Below are 23,073 nucleotides of genomic sequence, written 5' to 3' on the forward strand. Positions count from 1 at the left end.
ACCAGTTGACCCCGCCACCCCGCCTCGCTAGCCTGCCCGCAATCCGTTGGGGTGCCGCAAGGCTGAGAGGTGAAAACCGACCCATCGAACCTGATCCGGGTCGTACCGGCGTAGGGAACGGAACCACGCATCGGCCCCATGCGGCCCGTCGTTTATCCCGTATCCACACGCCCTAGGCCCATCTAACACATGGGGGCCAAATGGCGTTTCAAGCACTGACGATTGCGGGGTCCGACAGCGGCGGCGGGGCGGGGATTCAGGCCGACCTCAAGACCTTCAGCGCGCTTGGCGTCTATGGGGCGAGCGTGCTCACCGCCGTGACCGCGCAGAACACCCGCGCGGTCACCGGGGTCGAGATGATCTCCCCCAAAATGATCCGCGCACAGATGGCAGCGGTTTTTGACGATCTGGCGATTGGCGTGGTCAAAGTCGGTATGTTGGGCGATCCAGAGACGATCAATACTGTGGCCGAGGGGCTGGCAAGCTGCGCTGCTCCTGTGGTGCTCGACCCGGTGATGGTGGCGAAATCCGGCGATGCGCTGCTCTCTGCCGAGGCGGTGGCGACCCTGCGCGACCGGATGCTGCCCCTCGCCCATGTGCTGACGCCGAACCTGCCCGAGGCCGCACGGCTGCTGGACAGGCCGGAAGCCACCGATGAGGCCACCATGCTGGAACAGGGCCGCGCCCTGCTCTCTGCCGGTCCCGGCGCGGTGCTGATGAAGGGTGGGCATGGCAAGGGGCAGACCTGCGTCGATCTGCTGATCACCGACGATGAAACCCTGCGCCTTTCCGCGCCCCGCCAGCATACCGCGAACACCCACGGCACCGGCTGCACCCTCTCTGCTGCCATCGCCGCAGGGCTGGCGCGGGGGCAGAGGCTGCAAGACGCCGTACAGGCGGCCCACGCCTATCTGCAACGCGCCATTGCCGCTGCCGACACCCTCAACATCGGCAGCGGCCACGGGCCGGTGCACCATTTCCACGCGGTCTGGCGCAATGAGTGACGTCACCATCATCGGCGCAGGGGTTGCGGGGCTCTGGGCCGCACAGGCCTGTCTGGCGCAGGGGCTACGGCCTCGGTTGGTTGACCGCAAAGGCACGCCCGGCCCGCATGGGTGTTCGTGGTGGGCGGGCGGGATGCTCGCGCCCTTCTGCGAAGGGGCGGTAAGCGAACCTGCGGTGGTGAGCCACGGACGGCGTGCCGCGGTGCTGTGGGGAGAGGTCACGGAAGTCACCCACAGGGGCACGCTGGTCCTCGCCCCCGAACGTGACCGCGCTGAAATCCAGCGGTTTGCCGACCGGACCGAAAGCCACAGCACTTCCGACGCGGAGGCCATCGCGACCCTAGAACCGGACCTCGCAGGGCGTCATCGGCGCGGGCTGTTCTTTGCTGAAGAAGCGCATCTGAACCCGCGCCAAGCGCTGCATGATCTGTCCGAAACGCTCACCGCCCAAGGAGTGAAGGTCGAGACCACGCCCCTCACCCCTTCGGAGGTCACAGGCCCGGTGATTGACTGCCGAGGCATGGCCGCCAGCGCCGACCTACCCAGCCTGCGTGCGGTGCGCGGCGAGATGATCTTGCTGCGCGCGCCTGAGATCACCCTCACCCGCCCGATCCGCCTGCTGCACCCGCGCCACCCGCTTTATGTGGTGCCGCGTGGCGACGGACTTTACATGCTGGGCGCGACCCAGATCGAAAGCGCCAGCCGCGCCAAGATGACGGCTCGCTCGGCGCTGGAATTGCTCTCGGCGGCCTATGCGCTCGACCCGCGCTTTGCCGAAGGGGAGATCGTCGAGATGGGCGCGGACCTGCGCCCGGCCTTTGCCGACAACCTGCCCGGCATCGTGCAACGCGGTGCAGTGCTGCACCTTAATGGATTGTTTCGGCATGGATTTTTAATGGCGCCGGCCTTGGCCGAACAAGCGGCGGCCTTTCTTGCAACAGCGACAACGAGGGATTTATTCCGTGAAGATTGAAGTGAACGGCGAGACGCGTGAGATCACCGCCGCGCAGCTTGGCGCGGCCTTGGCCGAACTAGGCTGGGGCGAGGCGAAAGTCGCCACCGCGCTCAACGGCGCCTTCGTTCCCGCAGGCGCTCGGAGTGCGACGACGCTCAGCGATGGCGACCGGCTCGAAGTTCTCAGCGCCATGCAGGGGGGCTGAACGATGCGCGACTTTTACGGCACCGCCCTGCCCCTGCCGCTGATGCTGGGCACCGCGCGCTACCCGTCGCCCACCGTGATGGAGGCCGCCTTTCGCCAAAGTGCCGCCCCGGTTGCAACCGTTTCGCTGCGCCGCGAACAGGGCGCGGGTCAGGCGTTTTGGGACATGGTGCGCGGGCTTGGCGTGCATCTGCTGCCCAATACCGCCGGTTGCCATTCCGCGCGCGAGGCGATCACTACAGCGCAGATGGCGCGGGAGTATTTCGGCACCAATTGGATCAAGCTGGAGGTCATCGGTCATGCCGACACCCTGCAACCCGATCCCTTCGGGCTGGTCGAGGCCGCCGAGGCGCTCTGCGCCGATGGGTTCGAGGTCTTCCCCTATACCACAGAAGATCAGGTGCTGGCTGCCCGACTGGTCGATGCGGGCTGCCGGGTGCTGATGCCTTGGGGTGCTCCAATCGGCTCCGGGCTGGGGCTGAACAATCTCCACGGGCTGCGCAGCCTGCGGGCGGCATTTCCCGATGTGGCCATGGTAATTGACGCAGGTCTCGGCCTGCCCAGCCATGCGGCGCAGGCTTTGGAGATGGGGTTCGACGCGGTGCTCCTGAACACCGCCGTCGCCGAGGCCCACGACCCCGCCGCCATGGCCGAAGCCTTTGCACTGGCCTGCCGCGCGGGGGCTCTTGCCGCCGCTTCTGGTCCCATGGGTCAACGCGACATGGCCGTGCCCTCCACCCCCGTGATCGGAAAGGCTTGGCTATGACCCTCCCGCGTTTTTATCCCGTTTTTGACAGCGCTGCATGGGTAGCACGGGCAGTGCCCTTGGGCGTGAGGCTGGTGCAACTTCGCATCAAGGATGCACCTGAAGAGGTGTTGCGGAGCGAGATCACCACCGCGCTTGACCTCTGCCGCCAGCACGGCGCGCTGCTGGTGGTGAATGACCACTGGCAACTGGCGATCGAACTGGGGGCCGAGTGGCTGCATCTGGGCCAAGAGGATCTGGACGTGGCCGACATCCCCGCCATCCGCCGGGCGGGACTCAAGCTGGGCCTATCCACCCATGACCATGCTGAGCTTGGCCGCGCGCTGGCCCTCGCCCCCGATTACATCGCGCTTGGCCCCGTCTATCCGACGATCCTGAAAAAGATGAAATGGACCGAACAGGGGCTCGACCGGCTGACGGAATGGAAAGCGCGGATCGGGGATATCCCGCTTTGCGCCATCGGCGGAATGAGCGTCGCCCGCGCGCCGGGGGTCTTTGCCGCCGGGGCCGATACGGTGGCGGCGGTCACGGATATCACCCTGAACCCCGACCCCGAAGCGCGGATGCGCGAATGGCTTGAGGTGACGGCATGAGCCGCTATGCCCGCCAGACCGTTCTGCCGCAGGTCGGTGCCGAGGGACAGGCTCGGCTGGCTGCGGCGCATGTGCTGGTCGTTGGTGCCGGAGCGCTGGCGGTGCCGGTGCTGCAATATCTCGTCGGGGCCGGTGTTGGGCAGATCACGTTGGTCGATGGCGATGTGGTGGCGATGAGCAATCTGCACCGCCAACCGCTCTACCGGATGGATGATATTGGCAGGTCCAAGGTCAAGGCCGCCGCCGAGGCGATGGCGGCTCTGAACCCCGAGGCGACGGTTACGCCCCGCGCTGAATGGCTCACCCCCGCCAATGCGCCCGCGTTGCTTGCGGAATGCGATATCGCCCTCGACTGCGCGGATACGTTCGCCGCCAGTCTGACGCTTTCGGATGGGGCCTTGGCACAGGGCAAACCGCTGATCTCGGCCTCCGCGCTTGGACTGTCGGGCTATGTTGGCGGCTTCTGTGGGCCTGCCCCGTCGCTCCGCGCCGTTTTCCCCGACCTGCCGCAGACGGCAGCCACCTGTGACACGGCGGGCGTCTTGGGCCCTGTGGTGGGGATGATCGGCGCGGCGCAGGCGCAGATGGCGCTCTCGGTGCTGCTGGGGCTGTCGCCCTCCCCGCTTGGGCAGCTGATGATCTGGGACGCCGCACATTGGCGCATGTCGGGCTTTCGATTTGACGCCGCGCCCGAGCCTGAAACGCTGACGCCTTTCATAGCCGAATGCCAGATCACCCCCCGCGATCTGGTCATCGACCTACGCACCGAAGCGCCCGCCCCCTTCTCGGCCCAAGCACGCCATGTCCCGCCCGAGGCGCTGCCAGACCTGCCGCTACCACCCGATACATCGCGCATCGTGCTCGCCTGCCGCACCGGCCTGCGCGCCCATCACGCCGCTAACACCCTTCGCACCCGCTGGCCGGTCCAGATCGCCCTGCTGGCCCTGCCCGGCGCCTAATCCTTTCCTGAACAAACACTATATTGGAGCCTCTCCCTTGAAAAATATCTTCGCCCCCCTCGCCTTCACACTGATCACCGCCCCCGCCATGGCCCAAGACAAGATGACCGTCATGCTGGACTGGTTCATCAACCCCGATCATGGGCCGATCATTCTGGCGCAGGAGAACGGCTATTTCACCGATGCGGGGCTGGAGGTTGAACTGATCTCCCCCGCCGACCCGAATGAGCCGCCGCGCATGGTCGCGGCGGGTCAGGTCGATCTTGCGGTCTCCTACCAACCAGAACTGCATTTGGCCCAGCGCGAAGGGCTGGACCTGCGCCGTGTCGGCACGTTGATTGAGACCCCGCTCACCTGCCTTGTCGTCCGCGCCGATGGCCCGGTGGAGGAGATGGCCGACCTTAAAGGCCGCAAGGTCGGCTTTGCCGTGGCGGGCGTGCAGGAGATGCTGCTGGACGCAATGCTGAGCAACAATGGTGTGGACCCCTCAGAGGTTGAGCAGATCAACATCGGTTGGTCGATCTCGCCCGCGTTGATGTCAGGCCAAGTTGATGGTGTAATCGGCGCGTTCCGCAATTTCGAGTTGAACCAGATGCAGATCGAAGGCCATGAAGGCCGCTGCTTCTATCCCGAAGCCGAAGGCGTGCCCGCTTATGACGAACTGATCTACGTCGCCAATGCCGAGGATATGGACCGCGACATGATCGCCCGCTTCCTACGCGCTACTGAGCGCGCCGCAGCGGATATCGTGAATGATCCGACCGCCAGCGGAGAGACCTTCTTTGCCTCCGACGCCGAGTTGCGTAACGAGTTGAACACCCGCGCGTGGGAAGACACTTGGCCGCGTTTTGCTACCCGCCCCGCTGCCGTGGACCATGGGCGCTACGATCGTTTTGAGACCTTCATGCAGGAAAGCGGCGTGGTTAAGACGACAATCCCTGCCACCGATCTGGTAGTGGATGTGACCGCGAAGGCCAAGCCATGACGGCCACCGACTATGGCCGAGCCTTTGCCGCATGGCGCGCTGGGGCCGGACAGGATTGGCGGGATTACACCCGCCATGCCTTCGTCGAAGGGCTGCGCGACGGCACCCTGCCACAGGCGAGCTACCTGCATTACCTGCGGCAGGATTACGTCTTTCTCATCCACTTCGCCCGCTCTTGGGCGCTGGCTGCAGCAAAGGCGGAAACGCTGGATGAGATGGCCGCCGCCAGCGCCACAGTCCATGCGCTGGTCCATGTGGAAATGCCCCTGCATGTGGAAACCTGTGCGGCCCACGGCATTGACCGCGCAGCGCTTGAGGCCACGGCAGAGGCATCTGGCAACCTCGCCTATACGCGTTATGTGCTTGAGGCCGGCTATTCAGGGGATTTCCTCGATCTCATGGCCGCCCTCGCGCCCTGCGTGCTGGGCTATGGGGAGATTGGGCTAAACCTTCAAGGCAGCAGTGGCCCCTATGCGGACTGGTGCGCCGTCTATGGAGGGCAGGAGTATCAAGCGCTTTGCCGGGACGTGGGGGCGCTCATAGACGGTGCCGTAGAGCGGCGTCTTGGGCCAGATTGGCAATCATTACCGCGCGCGAAAACCCTGCAAGCGCACTTCGATACCGCCACGCGGCTTGAGGTGGGCTTTTGGGACATGGCGTTCTCGCCCGCATCGGCATGACGGGGCCAGCCATTCATTTGTCGGGGGGGCTTGAGGGGGCCGAGGCCACCTTGATCAACGGATGCGACATCACCCTGCCTGCCAGTCGATGGAGCGTGCTGCTCGGCCCGTCCGGGGTCGGTAAAACCTCGCTGTTGCGGTTGATCGCTAATCTACCCTGTGCGGCGCGCTTCGAAGGTCGGATTGAGGCGCAAGACCAAGCCCCCCTCCCGCCTCGGGTGGCGATGATGGCGCAGGACGACCAGTTGCTGCCCTGGGCCAGCGCCATTGAGAATGTCGTAATCGCGACCCGCCTGCGCGGAGAACGGCCCGACCCGGACCGTGCATGCGCGCTTCTGGTGGAGGTCGGGCTTGGCGCAGAAATGGCCCGCAAACCTGCCGAACTCTCCGCCGGTCAGCGCCAACGCGTCGCGCTTGCGCGCACCCTGTACGAAGACCGCCCCGTGGTCCTGCTGGATGAACCATTCTCTGCGCTCGACGTACTGACCCGCCATAAGATGCAGGACTTGGCCGCGCGGCTCCTCAAGGGGCGAACCGTTGTCTTAATCACCCACGACCCTGCTGAGGCCCTGCGACTGGCCGATCACGCGTGGATCGTGGAGCGGCAAGGGGTCACCCCCTGCACCCTTCCCGCCACGCGCCCACCCCGTCGTATTGACGCGCCAGAGACCCTCACCGCCCAAGCCGATCTGCTTGGTCGCATGGGGCTGGCGTCGCCAAATAAAGCCGCCTGATGCCAATTGCCTTACATAGAATATGGCGTGGCGCGGCAAGTTTTCTGCTCGCTCTCACGATTTGGCAGTTGGTTGTCACTCTCAGCGGCGTGCCGCGATTCATCCTGCCGGGGCCATGGCTCGTTGTCCAGGCGCTCGGCGCGCATGCCGCGCTGTTGTGGCAGAACGCGCTTTGGTCGGCAGGCAATCTCGCGCTTGGCTTGAGCCTCGGCATTTTTCTGGGGATCGAGACCGCGCTGCTGCTCACCCTTTCGCGCCGCGCGCGCTGGCTGCTGCGCCCGATGCTGGTGGTGGCCCAAGCCGTGCCTGTCTTCGCCCTCGCCCCAGTGATCACACTCTGGCTCGGCTACGGCATGCCGTCCAAAATCGTGACCATCGCACTCGTTACCTATTTCCCCATCGCCTCTGCCCTTTTCGACCGGTTGATGGCGCTGCCCACGGGACTAAACGATCTTTCGCGGCTCTCGGGTGCCAACCGCTGGCGCGAAACGCTTCTGCTGCGTCTGCCCTATGCCGTGCCCGGCCTGATCTCGGGCCTGCGCCTTGCAGTGGTCTATGGGCCGCTGGCGGTGCTCATCGGTGAATGGGTTGGTTCCTCACGCGGGCTGGGGCATTTGATGCTGATGGCAAATGGCCGCGGCCAGACGGCGCTGATGTTCGCGGCATTGACCTTGCTGGCAGCGCTGTCGCTGGTGTTTTGGATAGTGGTAGAGGCACTGGCCCGCTGGGCGGCGCGGCGGTTCTATATATAGGGGGCTCGACGTAGAACGCGGTTGGCAGTGAATTCAGGCCATTAGGCGGCACAACAGCATCATATGACACATTTTCGGCTTCATAGGCAGAGGCTGGCATAAACCAGGCCGCTTATCTTACCTCCCTTGGCAAAACCTTCTGAAACTCAAAAAAGTTGACCTTATGTTAACTTTACGCTAAAAAAGTCGACAATCTTCTATTCAGCTCACGGATTGTTGATCCGCACTACGCTGCCATTCTCTACAGCTGCCTTTTTCGCGTCGAACTTACCATTTTATTGTTTCCAGTTTCTCATATTCCCTGGGGGGGGGATCTTATGGCCAACGTAATTGTCACGGGTGGTGCCGGCTTCATCGGTTCGAAACTTTGTGAAGAACTCTCTATCGAGGGCCATCAGGTTCTTTGTGTAGATAACCTGCAAACCAGTTCTTTCACCAATATCGCCCCTCTAAGCGCCTACCCTAACTTCCACTTCAACCAATGGGATGTGGAACTTCCCTTAAATTTTGTCGAAAGCGTCGACCGGATTTACAACCTGGCTTGTCCAGCAAGTCCAATCCACTACCAAACAGATCCTGTGCGAACCATGCGCACCAATGTACTAGGTTCGATCAATGTGCTGGAACTTGCCCGTCGTACAGGCGCGAGGGTTTTGCAGGCCTCGACGTCTGAGGTTTACGGCGAGCCCGAAGTGCACCCTCAACCCGAAGACTACCGCGGCTGCGTTACGTCATTCGGTCCACGCTCGTGCTACGACGAGGGGAAACGCGCCGCTGAATCGCTCTTTTTCGACTATTCTCGCATGTATGGTGTCGATATTCGCATAGCGCGGATATTTAATACCTATGGGCCCCGCATGGCCGAAAACGATGGCCGCGTAGTCTCAACATTTATTCTGCAGGCGCTTAAAGGCGAACTTGTCACGATGTTCGGTAGCGGCACGCAAACGCGGTCATTCTGCTTTGTATCCGATATGGTGCGAGGCCTTAGGACTCTGATGGAATCCGAAGATGTTGTCGATCCGTGCAACCTTGGCAACCCAGAGGAGTTCACGATAGCCGAACTGGCCGCTATGATCGGTGATATCCTGAATTGCGAAATCAAACTGAACTTCCTTGAGCTACCGCAGGATGACCCAACCCGTCGTTGCCCGGACATCAGTAAGGCGCGGCGGCATTTGGGCTGGCAGCCGAAGGTCAAATTGGACGAAGGTTTGCGCAGGACAATCCCTTACTTCGACGGCGTCCTAAAGGCCAAGCGACGTTCAACCCGGCTGCTGCATAGCAAACTATTAAAACGCGCCATTCAAGAGCCTGTTATGCCGTTGGGGGGATTGGGCGTCTGGCCGCACTTGCATAATGCCACGCCTCAACCAGGCACATCGCTTAGTGCGCTCTCCAAAGCAATAAGCTGAAAACTTGGCAGCCTGCCATGCGAACCTTGATATGTACCTAAACGAGTAAAAGTACAGGCAATAGCAGCAATCCAAATCCGGCCAGCGCGATAATAGTTTGAAACACCAAGGTTTCGATTAAACGCCCCGTTGCGCTTAGCCGCATCCTCCGGCGGCGGTGTTTAACTTCTTCAGGAGCGATCCATTCACCATCCATTAGTACTTCGCCACGCGCGATCCGCGTATAGGCATCTCGCATGATTGTGCGATGGATGACATCGCGGGGCGTCTGTTTCTTTTGCGCGAAAGTCATAATGGAGGTGCGTATTGAAAGATTGCGTTCAGCACGATCATAACAGCAAAAACAGCGAGTCCCGCCGAAAGGACCCCCAATGCAAAAGCCCCGTAAAGCCGCCCCAGCTGCCGGGTCATTCGTGCATAGCGACTGAGATACGCAAAGTAAGTGCGTTCGATTTGCGCGTTGGCCCGCATTGCCTGTGCTTTCACAGCATACTGCGCTTGTGGCGATAATTGGTCAGCCAATAGTACCTCCTGTGTCGCAGGATCATATCTCACCCTTGATGGCGGCAGGGTTAAGCACGGATAAATCATTATCGTCTAGTAACGGTATCTGCGTTGCTCTCAAACGTAACCGGGTTCCCACCCGATCATTATGTGCCAGCAACAACGCAAAATAGCTGCCCAACATTAGCGCCGTCAGCGCAGCCACAATTGCGTTCAAAATCGGTAACGGAAATGCGGGGCGCGTTGGCACAGCCGCTGCCTCCACGACAACGAGCGGTGCCTTAACGTTTGCGGCTTGGATACGCGCAGCATCGAGATTGGTGCGGGCGGTGTCAATTTGAGTGACCAGCGCGGCCAGTCTGGTGGCGATCTGGTCGGAATTCGTCACAGCGGCCAAGGCTTCAGTAAAGCGGACGGTCTCTTCGGTTAATCGGCTGTCAGCGGCCGAGCGCGCCGCTCTGAGCCCAGCCTGAGATGCGACGCTGAGAGCGTGTTGCAGCCGCAGTTCCTCGTGCATGCTCCCAAAGGACTTAGCGACTGCACTGCCGATTTTCGCACGTTCAATGTCCATCTGACGTTCGAGTTCGTCGACCTGTTCCTGAATCCTACGCACACGCGGGCTATTAGGTGCGCTGCCCTCTGACGCCAGTTGTACCCGCAGTTCAAGCAACGCGGTAAGCATCTCATCGGCCGTTCGAGTGGTTTCCATCGTCTGCCCGGCGCGGTACAATTCTGCCTCTGACTCTAAAGTATTTGCCAACGACTGACGGCGCGCTTCCTCGCGGTTAATCTGCGCGTCCAACCCCTCTCGTTCAATCAAGGCTGCCTCTCGACGCATTTGTAGGGCGGCCAAGGCACTGAGATCTGCGGTGCTGACACTTTCGCGCCGCGTATTTTGAAGTTGTATAAGCAGCGCTTCGCGTTCTGCCTCAAGCTTTTCAAGCGATGCTGAAATCGCGTCGGCCACGACCTCGGCGCGCTCACGCATTGATCTTTCGTGGAACGCTGCGTAGGCATCTGGAACGGCATTGGCAATCTCAGCCGCACGCTCGGGGTCGCGGTCTCTGAGAAACACGTCGATCATGAATTCTCCACTGACCGTAACCACCATTGCCTTGGCCAATGCCTCTGGAGCCATGCCGACCTGATCAGACAGGCGCTCAAGCAGCACCCGACCGCGCAGAATACCAACGTCGAGAGCGGCAGTCTTTTCATCCGCAATTGGTAGCAATGGTCGCGGAGCGGCGTCGGGCGTTTGTGCAACAAATTGCGGTGCCGGTTGCGCCGAGGAAAGAAAGAACGTCGTCTTCGCCTGATAGACGGGCGCGACCGAGGTGCTGAACAGGTAAGCAACAAGGCTGGCAACAATCATGGTAAACAACACCAGCCACCGTCGCTGGTACAGGTCGCTCCAGTGATTGTGCAGAGGTTGTTCAGACAAATTTGATCCTCCGTCGCAGTTAAGCTCGCGGCAGAAACGCATGACAACTAATTATAATCAGGTTATCCTTTACTTAGCTAGCTTATTGGGCATTTTGATATGAACCGAAGCGCTTCTCGGAAAACGGCATTGTGCGTTTCGTTTTTCATGACATTGTTTACATCTGCGCTGGCGCAGGACATTCCCGTGGTTCCCGGCGATGAAATTGCGATCGAATTCTATGACCGTGAAGATTTGTCCGGTGAGTATGTAATAGATCTTACTGGACGAGTCGCAGTGCCGCTTTTGGGCCGGCAAGAAATTGGCGGTCTAACAGCCGCAGAAATTGAGCAGACGTTGCTGCGCGAAATGCTGCAGTCTGGTTTGGTAACCGAGCCGAGTGTAACCGTTCAGGTGCTGCGCCGCGCTGACATATTTGTCGACGGGGCTGTGGCCGTTCCTGGAGCTTATGATTGGTTCCCCGGCTTAAGTGTTGGGCAGGCCGTGGTCCGCGCAGGTGGTCAACGCAACGCAGCCATCGACAACTTTAACAATGTGCTCACAGCCTATCGGAGCGCTGAGGCACTTTCGGCACTGGTTCAGCGGATCGCCAACTTGCAGGCGCGCGAAGTGCGGTTGAACGCGCAGACCACTATGGCTGCCATTGCCTTTGACGCTGACTTCCAAGTGGATGCAGATGCTGTAGTGGCAGTCGATCTGTCAGGTATTGCGCGGGTAATGTCAGTAGGCTCGCTGGATCGAAGTATTGCCGTATTCGCAACACGCGACATTACGGAGAAACAAGAAATTTGGTCAGAACTTGCCGGGCAACCAATGTTGCGGTTTCCGGGTACTGTTGCCGATGACCCTCAGTTTACTGTGTTGCGCCATACCCATAACGAGCAGTTCCATGACTGGATTACCACCAATCTTTCTGAATACAGCTCGCTTTTGCGGCAATCCGAAGCCACGACTGAACGGCTCTCTGCGCTGCGGGCTCGGCGCGACATTGTAAAAGACACGATCGTGGCGCTGGACGCGCGATTAACTGACGTTCTGGCGCTAAAAAAGGATGGGCTTGTACGGATCAATCAAGTGCTTGACGCCCAGACGGCCCTTTCACAAGCGACATCTACGCAGCTTGAGATCGTCGATGCCATAGCTAACGCAGAAGTGGACCGACACGTTCTCCAGCTGGCCTTGGAGAATTTTGCGGGTAGCTTACGGCTTTCCATTGGTGCGCAACTTGAAACTGTACAAACAGAATTAATCGAAGAGCGTGCCCGGCTTAACGCCGTGGAAAGAGCGGCAGCGCTATCAGCGCCCTACATCAGGGGCACCGGGACCGGGTCGACTGAGGGGGCTGTAACCTATCATCTGACTAGACCGATCCACTTGGGTAGCGCGCCCGCTATGGTCACCGCTGCGACTGCAATGATGCCAGGCGATACGCTGCTGATTACACGAGTGACTGACTAGGCTTTAACCGGTAGGCGCGCAGGCGAGACAAACCGCCGTAGGCCGCGCGCAGCGACCGTGCCCGCAATCCACCATTCCATCCGATTAGGTCCCCATGGCATTCAGCGTGACTGGCAAAACTATCATATTTGGCAAGGTGGGAAAACGTGTCCAGTTTGATACAGGTGGCGTCATTCCGCGCCGCTGCCACTGCTGCGAACAGTAGGTTCCGCCCCAGAGAATAGCGCGCATATTCAGCGTGGTAGAATACTTTGAGCATGACCCATTCGGCAGGGTTTTCGAGCATCAGCAGTCCCGCGACGACGTCTCCTTCGTACTCGTAGGTCCAGATTGTCGGGCGAAACGCGCGCCCTGCCTGTGCAACAATGTCATAGTAAAACGCGTCAACAGCCGGATCATCCGCTAACAATTCTCCGCTCTCCTGCCGTTTCCAGCTGTTGCGTTCGGCGGAAATGTACCGCGCCAGCGTTGGGCCAAGCTCGGTGGGGTCTGTGGTCTTGACTAACTGCAGAATGCCTTGATCGGACAGTTGTCTCATCTGTCCCCGAAGCTTCCGCAGCGTTTTTTTTGACGGTAGGTGTTCGGGCAGGATTGCGTCGGGACCCGCGGCCACCATGCGGTTTTCAAACTGATGAACGACTGCGGGGTGGTAGTGCGGCACCTGCGCCCGGATCACGTCGAGCCAGAACTCCGGCAGACCCTGAAGGTATATCCGGTCCCAATCATTGCGCCTACCAAGAGTTTCGAAGATCGCAGTGACCACGTCGGCCTCCTCCCCTTCCTGCGCCCAGAGAGCCGTGTATTGAGAATGACCATTCGTTGTTGACCACAGGTCTCGCGAAAGGTTCCCCATCCCTCCCCTGCGCCGGGTCAACGCAAGATAACCGGCCGTCGAGCCATCCTCGCGCTGTACCAGAAGAACGGGGTCACGATCAGCATTACCAAAAGCGCGATAATAGGCACCCAGCCATGCCGGGCAGATAGTTGGATGAGTTTCAGCGACGCCGGTGAGTGACGCCAGATAACTGTCCGATGCCAGCGCATCTCTGGCCGTCAGCATTCTGGTTTTTAACAAAGTCGTGCCTCCAAAATAATGGATATCGTCACGTTTCAATTCAGCCTAGCGCCGATAATATCCTCAGCTGCTTATTCTAATAATAGAGTGAAACCCCACTCAGCGATAGCTGCCGCATAGGCGGTCTCTCGCAGGATTCATGGTCTAGAGCCCGTGTTCGTTGTGGCGTCACGCCTGCGCTGGTAACCTCACCACTCACGCACCGGCTCCGGTCCTTGCGTCAGTGGTTCCCTTTATCAAAGGAACGATCATCATGATAAAATCTCTTTTAGTAATTCTATGTGGACTGTTGCCAGCCTACCCGGCAATGGCGGACCTAATGTCTACCCGCCCTGATCCGGGAACCGTCCGCGCCGCGACTGCCGAATGCCGCACAACGTCCCGCAGTCCCGCGCGCGGAATTGTCGGCATTAGCGATCCCCACGCTAGAGATCCCGGCGTTATCGACCTGATCGCGGACACAGGAGTAAAATGGGTTCGAGCGGAGTTTCATTGGTCGCTGATCCAGCCAAAACCCGGCGGTACTTACCAGTGGGGCAGCTACGATCGGATGGTGCAAGCCTACAACGCGCGGGGCATAAATGTATTGGGAATCATGACCTATATCCCTCAGGCCCTCCCAAAAGACTGGGGCGTTATCGACGCCGAATTCAGTAAGTTCTCACGTGCAGTGGTTAGGCGCTATGCGGCGCAGGGGGTGCACTATTGGGAGGTGTTTAACGAACCCAATCTAACGGGCTATGGCTGGCTAAGCGACAAAGAGCCCGCAGAGCCTTATTTGGGCGCGTATACGCTCCTTCTCGCACGTGCGAATGAGGCCGTGCGCGCCATTGATCCTAATGGGTTCGTAGTACTAGGCGGCATCGCCGCGGACAGTCGTCGAACGCTGCCCCCAGAAAGCACCATGAAGACACTTTTCAGTCTCGGAGCGGGACGCTGCTTTGATATCTTTGCGTTCCACCCCTACGGCTATCAAAATCGCTTTCCAGAAGCGCGCCAGCGGGTTGACCGGATTCTTGCCGCCGGTGGCGCGGGAGAAAAACCGGTCTGGTTTAATGAATACGGCTGGACCGGGCAAAACGAGATGGCATTGAACGTCAACAATACGAAAGACACCAACCCAATGATGGCAGTCTTTTCCCAGCGCGGCGCCGCCGACGCGCTGTTTTGGTTCGCAGCAAAGGATTACAGCAATCGACGGCGCGCCCCAAAATTCGGGCTGGCTGATTTCAACCTAAATCGGCGCCCGAGTTTCGAAACCTTCCGACGGCTGGTGAACGAGTAGGCTGTTTTCAAGCCGGGTCCCCGGCCCAAAACGCGCCGTCAAAACCATCGCGGATATGCGCCCGCATAATAATCAGTACGGCAAGAGCAAGTGCGGTTGTGTGTTGGATAGAGCGTGTCGGTAGAAGTGTCGGGTGGCGTTGCCAACCGCCGTCTTCACGTTGCCCCTCAAGCAAACGATGTATCCACGCTGGATCGATCTTTTCGTGCTGACCAGTCCATTGAAGAAACAGAATTCGTTCGGCGAAATGATCACAACATCGATCCCACTCTTGCCGAGCGATCATCACTGGGGTCGCCCGTTGAATCAGGCTTTTAGTGTCCGCTTTAGATGCAGCTCCAATATGCCGTAGAACCAGTGCCCCCCAAATGATGTGGGTAGTCCCATACATCCCGCGATCTTCCAGCGCCCGCAGTTGGTCAAACAGAGGACCCATTTTCGTTTCGGATGTCGCATTGACGCAGGCGAACATGACGTCGTTAATGGCGTGATTGGAACCTATACGCTGCTTATTTCTATGCTCTTCCGCCCCGGTTTTGTATTTCACGTCAAAGAGGCGTAGTTCGGGATTGTCGAAACGACTGGCGTAGCACCCCAAAAAATGGTTAACGAAGGCGAGTTTGGGTTCCATCCCGGCGTCCAACTCTGGTTTTAGCAGTGTGATCGTCCCGAACTCCAACCCGGGTAAGACAGCAAACCAATTGATCGCGCGGTCGATCGCAACATTTAACTGGCCGATAGAGATTGTTCGCGTTGCAAGTCGGCGATTGTCACGCGGTATCCACCAGCGATCAAACTGCCGCTGCAAAACTCGGCACCCCCTGTCCGCCATTATAAGCAAGCCTGCGATCATCTGCGCACCTTACCCCCGATGGTCCCAGCACCTGAAGGCCAGAGCAACCGGTATAGAAACGCCAGTGTAGCACCGTTTACGATGAGCTTGGTCGTAAGGTCTGACATCGCAGCACCAAAAGCCCCAAAACTTGGAATCAGCAATATGTTCAACCCAATGCGCAGCGCCACCATCCCGATCGCAGCCTTGGCCAAAACGTCTACACGTTCCAAAGGGAAAAATAATAGAATGAGAGGATTCAGTACCAGTGTGACTGCCGCCGATATCATAAGAACAACGAAAGTCCCCCGTGCGTCCGCATAGCCTTCGCCCAGCAAAAATGGGAAACCCCACCATGCGAGCGGCACAATGAAGACGAGCGGCAAAAAGGCGAATGGAACAAGCCGTCTGACACGTTCAACATGCATACGCATCGCCACCAGATCTTTCAGCGCAGCAACGCTCGGGAAGATATAGTTTGCAAGCGATTGGCTGAACAATGAAACGACGATTACGAGCTGGGCAGCGGCTGCGTAGAATCCAACATCGGTTGAGCCGCTTATTCGTTCAAGCATGATGACGTCGATCCGGACGCCGAGCATACCAACCGCAGCGACAATCGCCCATTTGTTGATATCAAAGAGCTCGCGCGCAATCTCACCACCGTTGCCGCGGACTGAAAGGAAATCGAACCTGCACAGCATCAGACTGGCACCCGCGGCTAACACTGCGGCAACGCCATAGCCTACCGCGACCGACCCCATCGTGGCGGCCCCAGTAGCTAGTAAGCCTGCGACAACCAACGCACGCATTCCGTTCTTTAATAAAACCGTGGCCGCGAGACGACCGAACTGCTTACGGGACAGCAATGTCGAAATCGCCTGCGAATATATAGCGCCAGCAACGACCGCGCCAAAGACAATGCGTAAAGTAGCCACATATTCTACCGACCCAAACAGATATTGGGCAAGGACCGGTGCAAATAAGATGCCTCCAAAAGCAAATATTGTCGCCAAAGTCACGCGGGCATAAAACGCCACGCGCAAGACTTCTTTAGATCGTTCCGGATCGCTTTCTGCATACTTCGACGCTAGATGCACCACACCGGAGAAGAGCGCCATGTCTACAAGAAAAAAACCGATATCAAGGAAGTTGACCAAGCTGGCCACTCTGCCAAATCCATCTGGACCGAGCTTGCGAACCAGCACCAAAAGCAGCCCGAGGCCAATACCCGCGCTAAGCAGATTTCCTGCGAAGTAAACTGGAAATCCCGAGGCGACCAATTTGCGGAGACGACCGCTTTTCTGGCGCCGCATGGCTCTCGTCAGGGTCATTGCATCGACTGATGAAAAAGCTCAATAGTGACGGCGCGCCAAGTGGACCGGCGCAGACGGTTCCGCTCGATTTCATCGGTGCTAGCAACATAAGTTCGGTACTCTTGGCGCACGGTTTTAGCATCCAAATAATTGGTCCATGCTCCGCCGGATTCGACGATATCGCGCACCGGCTCTTGTGCGGCGACGCGCAGCCAGTGGTCGTGCACTGCCGGAATGAGGCTTTTCTTTTGCTGCATTGCTATCTTTTCGGGGAACAGCCCGTCAAACGCCTTACGATGATGATGCTTATATAGCCCTTGTGAAAACTTTTCGTGCCAAGGCAAACGGGCCGCATAGGAAATGATACGCGGGTCCAGATAGGGGAACCGATTTTCCACCCCCCAGGCAATTCCCAACTGCGCCTCGTAATGCAAAAACGACTGGGTGAAGGTCCGGATCAATATCGCGGCATTCCGCCCATCGAAGCAATCCAGTCTCGCGATCCGTGGTCGCACGGGGCGACCTCCACGCAAATTAAATTCCTGTGCCAAGCCGGGATCAACCCAAGCAGGTGGTTTCGGTGGCGGCCGCATACTACGGAATGGGTCGTGAACATGTTCGCGGAACACGCCGAAACGCGACAAGTCCTGTCGCATCGCATTGACCTTGCTGGCGGCAGTAACCTCTGACCAGAACGTAGCCAATTGCCCGCGCACCAAAAGGTCACGCAGAAAGCCCATGTTTAAGCCCCCGAGCGCTTCATCCGCGCCAAGGCCGCCGAACACCTGATGCATTCCGGCATCCGCGACGGATTGCTTCAGCAACATAAACACCGCAGGTGACGGGCTGAATAACGGCGCTTCAAGCTGCGAATGAGTCTTACGCATGACGTCAAAAATGGCCTTCTCGTCAGGGATTACCCAACGTGGGTTTGCCCTTATGTCATCCAATACCGATCGAACGTTTTCACTTTCGTCCGCACCCTGCCCTAAATTCCCCAGCGAAATTGTGTTCAGAGCGGTATCCGGACCCACATGCTGCGACAGCAGTAAGGCGATAGCGGGTGAATCCAGCCCGCCCGATAAGGTGACACCGGTGGTATCGGGGTTGGTAGATTGGGTTGCGATGACTTCAGCTAGCAAGGCGCGATACGCCGCCGGGTCCGGATTAGTGAACTTATCTTCCGCGAAATAGGTGGCAATGTCAAAATAGGCACGTTGTTCAACGGAATTTTCGGTAATCTGCAGCAAATGGCCGGGCAGAACTCTGGAAACGTCGTTAAAATAGGTTTCTGTAGTGCCGCACGCATCAGACACCGACACGTCCTCTACCAAAAACTGTGCGATCCGACCTCTGTTCGCACCGCTGCGTTGACCGTCCATCGTGATCAGGGAACGTGCAGTGTTCCCCAAGCCAACCCCGCCCTTGCCGGCCCGCCAATAAAGTGGCTGAGAACCCATTTGATCCCGCGCCACGATTGCATGGCCGCATTTGCGATCAATTAGCACAAACACTGCATGGCTGCGCAATGATTGCAGCCACTGGTCCGACTTGCCATCGTATAACGCTAGGATTTGTACAGCGATCTGATCGCGAGACTGGCCGGCAGTTGATTGTCCTGACACTTCGAACACTGGACCGAAAACCGTCAGTGCTGCGCCGCGTTCTTCATCTAGAGCCTGTCCGGGATGCTGATCCTCGGCCCCCTTCCGTCCAGCAAAGGCCCACGCAAGACCAGGTCGGACATCAGCAATCCGGATCGGGTCGAAGGCAAGTGATAGTGTATCAAGAAACCGGTCCGCATATTCGAGTGGTGGTTTAGTGTTAAAGTCGAAAGGTACCCAAAGAGAAAATGCGGTCATAGTAAACTCCGAAGTAACAGCCGTGAGAAAACACAACAAAGATAACAGTGAGTATCGTTAAACGGGTTCTCGGGATGGTAACCGCATACCGCCCTTTGAGGAAGCTTTTGTTGCGACGGTCGCTATGCACCCTCCGGAATTTAATAGTCAGGATGATGTTATTCGCATACTGTGAAGACATTATTCCTATTGCAATCTGCATTTGACTGCCTGTGCGCGTCACATTTCGCGCCCGCCCCGGAGGGACCCGATTGACCGTGTCTGCCGAACTTCATCGCCCCACCCTTGCTCCGCAGTTAACTGCGCGAGAACTGGATGTGAGTACGCTATCCGATGCTCAATTAGTAGACTGGCGCGACCTTACGCAGCAAAGCGGGTCCGGTGCGTTTTTCGCATCTCCAATGTTTGTACGCACGTTTGCTTCAGTCTTCTCTGACCGTACCTCTATATCAATCCTGTGCTTTTACGATACCGAAAACAGAATGTGTGGACTGGTGCCGTTGATGCGGAACAGGGTACGGCGCGGGCCTTCGTTCAATACGCGCTATAGCTATCAAGATGCGGACTACGACCTTCTGCAGGCCCCTCCCCCAAAGCTCTCCCTGCCCGCCGCCCAGCTTTCAACGCCACTGGGGTTGGAACCTACTGCGCTTAGGTCAGAAATTCTGGCCGCGCCCGAAATGTATCAAACTATTGTGAAAGCAATTCCTGCTGCGATCGCAGATTTGAATGGCTGGAACCTCGGTGTTTTCGTATTGGACGACGATGATTGTTCAGCTTTTGCACAAGGCCCGTTACGGACCCTGAAAAGGCCGCTGGACCGCAATCTAAAATTCGTGTCGAAAGTTCAGCCCGCCGACGCCTTTGTTGCGCTACAGAACCAGAAATTTCGTCAGAATGTCCGCCGTTCAGTTAAGTTCTCAAAGAATGCGGGGGCAACATTCGAAATAATTCGCGGCGCTGAAGATGTACTGCCCGCTATGATTGAATTAGACGATCTGGCCCGGCGTAGCTGGAAAAACATCAAAAATGGGGGTCGCGCGGTCAGTGAAGAAGTGTTGATTCCATTCAACGCCCGTCAAAATCAGTTCTTCATAAGTTTGATACAATTGGACGAGGCCGAACCCGTGATGGTCGCGGCGCGCATCGACGGGGTGATGATTTCCGCGATGCTAATGTCGCTGCATTGTAACCGCTTGCTGACATTCCTAATTTACTCGGACGTAGAGCACGCGCGACTGGGCATCGGACGGTTGACGCTCCATACAGCGATAGATTTCGCGCATGCAGAAGGCGTCGACGAAATAGACTATAATTCTAATGCTTCATGGACAATCCCCTATTCAGACCGGGTATCGAAGCGTAGCAACATGATATTTACCGCTCCTTCGCTTGCTGGACGATGGCGGCACGAATTGGCCAAACGTCTGGCGCACGATTAGGCCGGAAGCCCATTCAGTGCGCAAGTACTCGGCGCAAATAACGCGCGGCATGACCGCGCAGCGTGGGGCGGTAGATCCGCAGCGTCTGATGGCTTGTCTCACCCGAAGCACAGCGCTTATAGATTTCCGTCTTCCCATTGAAATCGAGCCGCCGGAAACCGCGCGTAGCAATATCGCGCACCGCAAAATCAAAGAGAACCAAGCCCGGAGACATTTCACGTAGGGAATAGTTATAGTTCATAGTGTGCAAATAGGCGACATTATCGTGTTCTAAATACCGCAAGCTAGCAATGGGCCGATCATCGAGAAACAATAGGAAGAGCGCCCCGTTATCCACCAGACGGCGGTGAAAATCCCAATCTTGCGGCTTGTTCCCAACCGCATGGGCATCATGGCCCTGCCAACTGGTCGCAACAATATCGCGCCACACTTGCATTGAATTAGTGATTAGACCCCCAGTCAGGCGTACGAGTCGCAGTTCTCCTATCGCTTCTAAGTTGCGGCGGCGCTTTCGAAAGTGCCGCCGCTGCTGCCCAGACAGACTCGCCCAAAATGCGTCATAGCCGCCATTAAAGTCAGAATGCATTAACAACCGCCCCTCCTGCGGCATGTCAGCGTGAAGTCCCGCCCTAGCGGCAGCCGCTTGCATCTGCGCGATCTTACCACTGTCGCTTGGTAGGTTCTGAAACAACAAACTGTCGCTTGGCATGGCGCGCAGGAGCGCTTCCAGCAGCACGCCACTGGAAGCCGCGCCTTCCGGTATCAGCAGCGTGTTGCGCAGTGTATGAGCGCAGCGCAAAAACCCGGTTTCGCGCAGAGTAGCTTTGCCGCGCTGCATCGTGAGCGCGGCAATAGGCATCAGGCCAACGATGCGTCCCCCGGCTTCAAGTGCAATTACCTGTGGCTCTGCCGGACCAAAAGCTTCAAACAGGGCGCGCTGGAACGACAGGGTGGAATACACTGTCGCAAAAGGGTCTGCTGCCACCAGATCGTGCCACGGCGATTCAAGAGTATCATCCGACAAAGAAATCCTGCGGGCTGTAATTGTTTCAGTTGAACCATAAGATATCATTCCAGTTTAACCCGCTGCCTTGCCCGACACTAAATCGACAATTGTGCGCCATACGATCCATGCGTCCAGCCGCAGAGAGTGATTACGAATATACTCAAGATCCAAATCAAGCCGGCGCTGCAGCGCGGCTTTGCTGTCGACCGCGCCGCGGGAACCACTGATCTGCGCCAAACCGGTGATCCCCGGTTTCACGCTATGGCGTAGGTGGTAGTCGTCGATCAACTCAGCGCATAATGTTCCGTCCACCCGCATGCCGCAGGGATGCGCGCGCGGCCCAACTAATGCCATGTGACCCAGCAATACATTCGCCAATTGGGGCAATTCATCTACCGATGTGCGGCGCAGAAATGCGCCCACGCGCGTAATACGCGGATCGCAATCTTCGGTCTGACGCCCGCCGCTGATGTCCGTCGTATCATTACGCATGGTCCGGAACTTAAAAGTACCGAACGGTTTGCCGTCCTTACCAAAACGTGGCTGGACAAAAATGACCGGCCCTGGGCTGTTGATCCGAACTGCGATGGCGATGAGTGCCAGCGGTAGCCCTAAAATTATAAGTCCTGCAAGGCAACAGCTGCGCTCGACGACCTCTTTAGCGAACAACGGTATCACAGCTCTTCGAGATGACTGACTTGGAAATTGGTCGTCCAGAATTATCTCATTGTCGGTTTTGGTGTATTTAACTTCCATCACCCCACCCCCCGTACAAATTATTCCGCACCTTAGCACAAAAATACTGGAATCGCGAAGCGCACTGACTGACCAAGCGTCTAATGCCATGAAGCTAGTCAGCTAAGCTTATTTTTGCTAAGTTCGTACAAATGCTAACGCCGACAATTATTAAGGTCGGTTGCTTCCGGTATTCGTTCATCGTTCTTCCTGCTTTGGCTTGCTTCAGGAACTATATTTGGAATGGCCCTCATCGACCCGATCATTAGGCGGATTAGACCGCATTGGGTACGTAGCGCGTTAAGTGTTGCGAAAGCCGGGTACGAGACTTTTGCTCCGATGCGTTTACTGACCCTTCCCGCGGGGCACTGGCTTAGCGTGGTGGCTCCGCACCCCGATGATGACGTCATTGGCTGCGGCGGGCTGATGGCGCTATGGTCTCAGGCAGATCGGCAAACGAATGTAGCTTTCTTGACCGATGGCGAGATGGGGTCGGTGGAATCACGCGATAGCAATGCCACAGCCATAGACCGCACGGCCGCGCAGCGCGACATTGCCGTCCGCCGGCGAGGGGAGGCTGAAACTGCTTTGGGCAACTTTGCTGACACTACGGCACATTGGCTACGCGGTCCCGATGGGCGCCTCCATGAGAGCGAAGGGGATATTGCACTGGCCCTTGGCGCGCTATGGTGCCAGTGTCCGCCCGATCTAATTGCCGCCCCTTGCCCCTTAGACCGGCATGCCGACCACGCGGTCGCCGCCCGCATTGTAGCTCTTGCCGCAAAAAACGCCGATTTGCCCGAGCAAACGCCTGTCTGGGGCTATGAGGTCTGGAGCCCAACCACTGCGTCGGCTGTACTCAATATTACCGAAGTAGCATCACGCAAATGGGAGGCAATTAGTTGTCACCGTTCTCAATTGGAGACAACTGACTACCTCGCCGCTGTTAAGGGTTTAGGCACCTATAGAGCGGTTACTGCGGGGATTGGGCCTAACAGCATTGCCGAAGCCTACCGGGTCATGACCGTTCAAAGCTACGGCGCGCTTGCCCGACAACGAAGCGTTTGACC

At 58.1% G+C, this 23,073-nt stretch carries 24 protein-coding genes and 1 riboswitch; of the genes, 15 read left to right on the plus strand and 9 right to left on the minus strand.

The features are described 5' to 3' along the window. The first annotated feature begins 37 nt into the window (after positions 1–37). Positions 38–134: riboswitch (TPP riboswitch) on the plus strand. 66 nt (positions 135–200) lie between these two features. The 11 genes from thiD (at position 201) to K3759_RS09875 (ending at position 9,047) form a co-directional block, all read left to right on the plus strand. Beyond that, positions 201–1,004, plus strand: coding sequence for a bifunctional hydroxymethylpyrimidine kinase/phosphomethylpyrimidine kinase (thiD, locus tag K3759_RS09825; RefSeq protein ID WP_259981450.1), 804 nt, complete (start codon positions 201–203; stop codon positions 1,002–1,004). After that, on the plus strand, positions 997–1,977 hold the full coding sequence (locus K3759_RS09830) for an FAD-dependent oxidoreductase (RefSeq protein ID WP_259981451.1): 981 nt from the start codon (positions 997–999) through the stop codon (positions 1,975–1,977). The genes thiD and K3759_RS09830 overlap by 8 nt, the downstream gene beginning before the upstream one ends. After that, a complete protein-coding gene (thiS, locus tag K3759_RS09835) occupies positions 1,967–2,164 on the plus strand; it encodes a sulfur carrier protein ThiS (RefSeq protein WP_259981452.1) in 198 nt (65 codons plus the stop codon). The genes K3759_RS09830 and thiS overlap by 11 nt, the downstream gene beginning before the upstream one ends. 3 nt (positions 2,165–2,167) lie before the next feature. Next, entirely contained in the window at positions 2,168–2,929 is a 762-nt protein-coding gene (locus K3759_RS09840; RefSeq protein WP_259981453.1) for a thiazole synthase, read from the plus strand. Then, complete coding sequence (locus tag K3759_RS09845; RefSeq protein WP_259981455.1) at positions 2,926–3,522, plus strand: thiamine phosphate synthase; 597 nt, start codon at positions 2,926–2,928, stop codon at positions 3,520–3,522. Before K3759_RS09840 ends, K3759_RS09845 begins: the two co-directional genes overlap by 4 nt. Then, entirely contained in the window at positions 3,519–4,481 is a 963-nt protein-coding gene (locus tag K3759_RS09850) for a HesA/MoeB/ThiF family protein (protein ID WP_259981457.1), read from the plus strand. The genes K3759_RS09845 and K3759_RS09850 overlap by 4 nt, the downstream gene beginning before the upstream one ends. A gap of 37 nt (positions 4,482–4,518) precedes the next feature. Beyond that, positions 4,519–5,466: an ABC transporter substrate-binding protein gene (locus tag K3759_RS09855; protein ID WP_409202481.1), complete on the plus strand. Its 948-nt coding sequence runs from the start codon at positions 4,519–4,521 to the stop codon at positions 5,464–5,466. Next, positions 5,463–6,146, plus strand: coding sequence for a TenA family protein (locus tag K3759_RS09860; protein WP_259981460.1), 684 nt, complete (start codon positions 5,463–5,465; stop codon positions 6,144–6,146). Before K3759_RS09855 ends, K3759_RS09860 begins: the two co-directional genes overlap by 4 nt. Next, positions 6,113–6,880, plus strand: coding sequence for an ABC transporter ATP-binding protein (locus tag K3759_RS09865; RefSeq protein ID WP_259981462.1), 768 nt, complete (start codon positions 6,113–6,115; stop codon positions 6,878–6,880). Before K3759_RS09860 ends, K3759_RS09865 begins: the two co-directional genes overlap by 34 nt. Then, positions 6,880–7,632: an ABC transporter permease gene (locus tag K3759_RS09870; RefSeq protein WP_259981464.1), complete on the plus strand. Its 753-nt coding sequence runs from the start codon at positions 6,880–6,882 to the stop codon at positions 7,630–7,632. Before K3759_RS09865 ends, K3759_RS09870 begins: the two co-directional genes overlap by 1 nt. 317 nt (positions 7,633–7,949) lie before the next feature. Beyond that, on the plus strand, positions 7,950–9,047 hold the full coding sequence (locus tag K3759_RS09875; protein WP_259981465.1) for a UDP-glucuronic acid decarboxylase family protein: 1,098 nt from the start codon (positions 7,950–7,952) through the stop codon (positions 9,045–9,047). Between the two features lie 37 nt (positions 9,048–9,084). Here K3759_RS09875 and K3759_RS09880 read toward each other — a convergent pair whose 3' ends face one another. From K3759_RS09880 to K3759_RS09890, 3 genes are read right to left on the minus strand one after another with little or no spacing between them, the layout of a single operon-like run. Further along, on the minus strand, positions 9,085–9,339 hold the full coding sequence (locus K3759_RS09880; protein WP_259981468.1) for a hypothetical protein: 255 nt from the start codon (positions 9,337–9,339) through the stop codon (positions 9,085–9,087). Further along, entirely contained in the window at positions 9,336–9,569 is a 234-nt protein-coding gene (locus K3759_RS09885; RefSeq protein WP_259981470.1) for a hypothetical protein, read from the minus strand. The genes K3759_RS09880 and K3759_RS09885 overlap by 4 nt, the downstream gene beginning before the upstream one ends. A gap of 22 nt (positions 9,570–9,591) precedes the next feature. Next, complete coding sequence (locus K3759_RS09890) at positions 9,592–10,992, minus strand: hypothetical protein (RefSeq protein WP_259981472.1); 1,401 nt, start codon at positions 10,990–10,992, stop codon at positions 9,592–9,594. Between the two features lie 147 nt (positions 10,993–11,139). On the opposite strand from K3759_RS09890, the gene K3759_RS09895 reads away from it, so the two are divergent. Continuing rightward, the gene (locus tag K3759_RS09895) at positions 11,140–12,450 is read left to right on the plus strand and encodes a polysaccharide biosynthesis/export family protein (protein ID WP_259981474.1); all 1,311 of its coding nucleotides are present in this window, start codon (positions 11,140–11,142) and stop codon (positions 12,448–12,450) included. On the opposite strand, the gene K3759_RS09900 is transcribed toward K3759_RS09895, so the two are convergent. After that, positions 12,431–13,564 carry a GNAT family N-acetyltransferase gene (locus tag K3759_RS09900; RefSeq protein ID WP_259981475.1) on the minus strand — a complete coding sequence of 378 codons (1,134 nt, stop codon included), beginning with the start codon at positions 13,562–13,564 and terminating at the stop codon, positions 12,431–12,433. The two genes, K3759_RS09895 and K3759_RS09900, sit on opposite strands and share 20 nt — an antisense overlap. A gap of 280 nt (positions 13,565–13,844) precedes the next feature. On the opposite strand from K3759_RS09900, the gene K3759_RS09905 reads away from it, so the two are divergent. Next, on the plus strand, positions 13,845–14,810 hold the full coding sequence (locus K3759_RS09905; protein WP_259981476.1) for a cellulase family glycosylhydrolase: 966 nt from the start codon (positions 13,845–13,847) through the stop codon (positions 14,808–14,810). 7 nt (positions 14,811–14,817) lie between these two features. On the opposite strand, the gene K3759_RS09910 is transcribed toward K3759_RS09905, so the two are convergent. From K3759_RS09910 to K3759_RS09920, 3 genes are read right to left on the minus strand one after another with little or no spacing between them, the layout of a single operon-like run. Next, positions 14,818–15,663 (minus strand): hypothetical protein, encoded by an 846-nt coding sequence (locus tag K3759_RS09910; protein ID WP_259981478.1) that lies wholly within the window; start codon positions 15,661–15,663, stop codon positions 14,818–14,820. Then, complete coding sequence (locus tag K3759_RS09915) at positions 15,660–16,976, minus strand: lipopolysaccharide biosynthesis protein (RefSeq protein ID WP_259981480.1); 1,317 nt, start codon at positions 16,974–16,976, stop codon at positions 15,660–15,662. The genes K3759_RS09910 and K3759_RS09915 overlap by 4 nt, the downstream gene beginning before the upstream one ends. Further along, positions 16,973–18,820 (minus strand): asparagine synthetase B family protein, encoded by a 1,848-nt coding sequence (locus tag K3759_RS09920; protein WP_259981482.1) that lies wholly within the window; start codon positions 18,818–18,820, stop codon positions 16,973–16,975. Before K3759_RS09920 ends, K3759_RS09915 begins: the two co-directional genes overlap by 4 nt. A 257-nt stretch (positions 18,821–19,077) precedes the next feature. On the opposite strand from K3759_RS09920, the gene K3759_RS09925 reads away from it, so the two are divergent. Beyond that, the gene (locus tag K3759_RS09925; RefSeq protein WP_259985617.1) at positions 19,078–20,262 is read left to right on the plus strand and encodes a GNAT family N-acetyltransferase; all 1,185 of its coding nucleotides are present in this window, start codon (positions 19,078–19,080) and stop codon (positions 20,260–20,262) included. A gap of 13 nt (positions 20,263–20,275) precedes the next feature. Here the strand turns inward: K3759_RS09925 and K3759_RS09930 are convergent, their stop codons facing one another. Both K3759_RS09930 and K3759_RS09935 read right to left on the minus strand, forming a co-directional pair. Continuing rightward, entirely contained in the window at positions 20,276–21,286 is a 1,011-nt protein-coding gene (locus K3759_RS09930) for a GNAT family N-acetyltransferase (protein WP_259981484.1), read from the minus strand. Between the two features lie 54 nt (positions 21,287–21,340). Continuing rightward, positions 21,341–22,024: a sugar transferase gene (locus tag K3759_RS09935; RefSeq protein ID WP_259981486.1), complete on the minus strand. Its 684-nt coding sequence runs from the start codon at positions 22,022–22,024 to the stop codon at positions 21,341–21,343. A 222-nt stretch (positions 22,025–22,246) separates the two neighbouring features. On the opposite strand from K3759_RS09935, the gene K3759_RS09940 reads away from it, so the two are divergent. Next, entirely contained in the window at positions 22,247–23,071 is an 825-nt protein-coding gene (locus K3759_RS09940; protein WP_259981488.1) for a PIG-L deacetylase family protein, read from the plus strand. Positions 23,072–23,073: the final 2 nt, after the last annotated feature.

The organism is Sulfitobacter sp. W027, from assembly GCF_025143985.1.
In the GTDB taxonomy this organism is placed as follows: Bacteria; Pseudomonadota; Alphaproteobacteria; order Rhodobacterales; family Rhodobacteraceae; genus Sulfitobacter.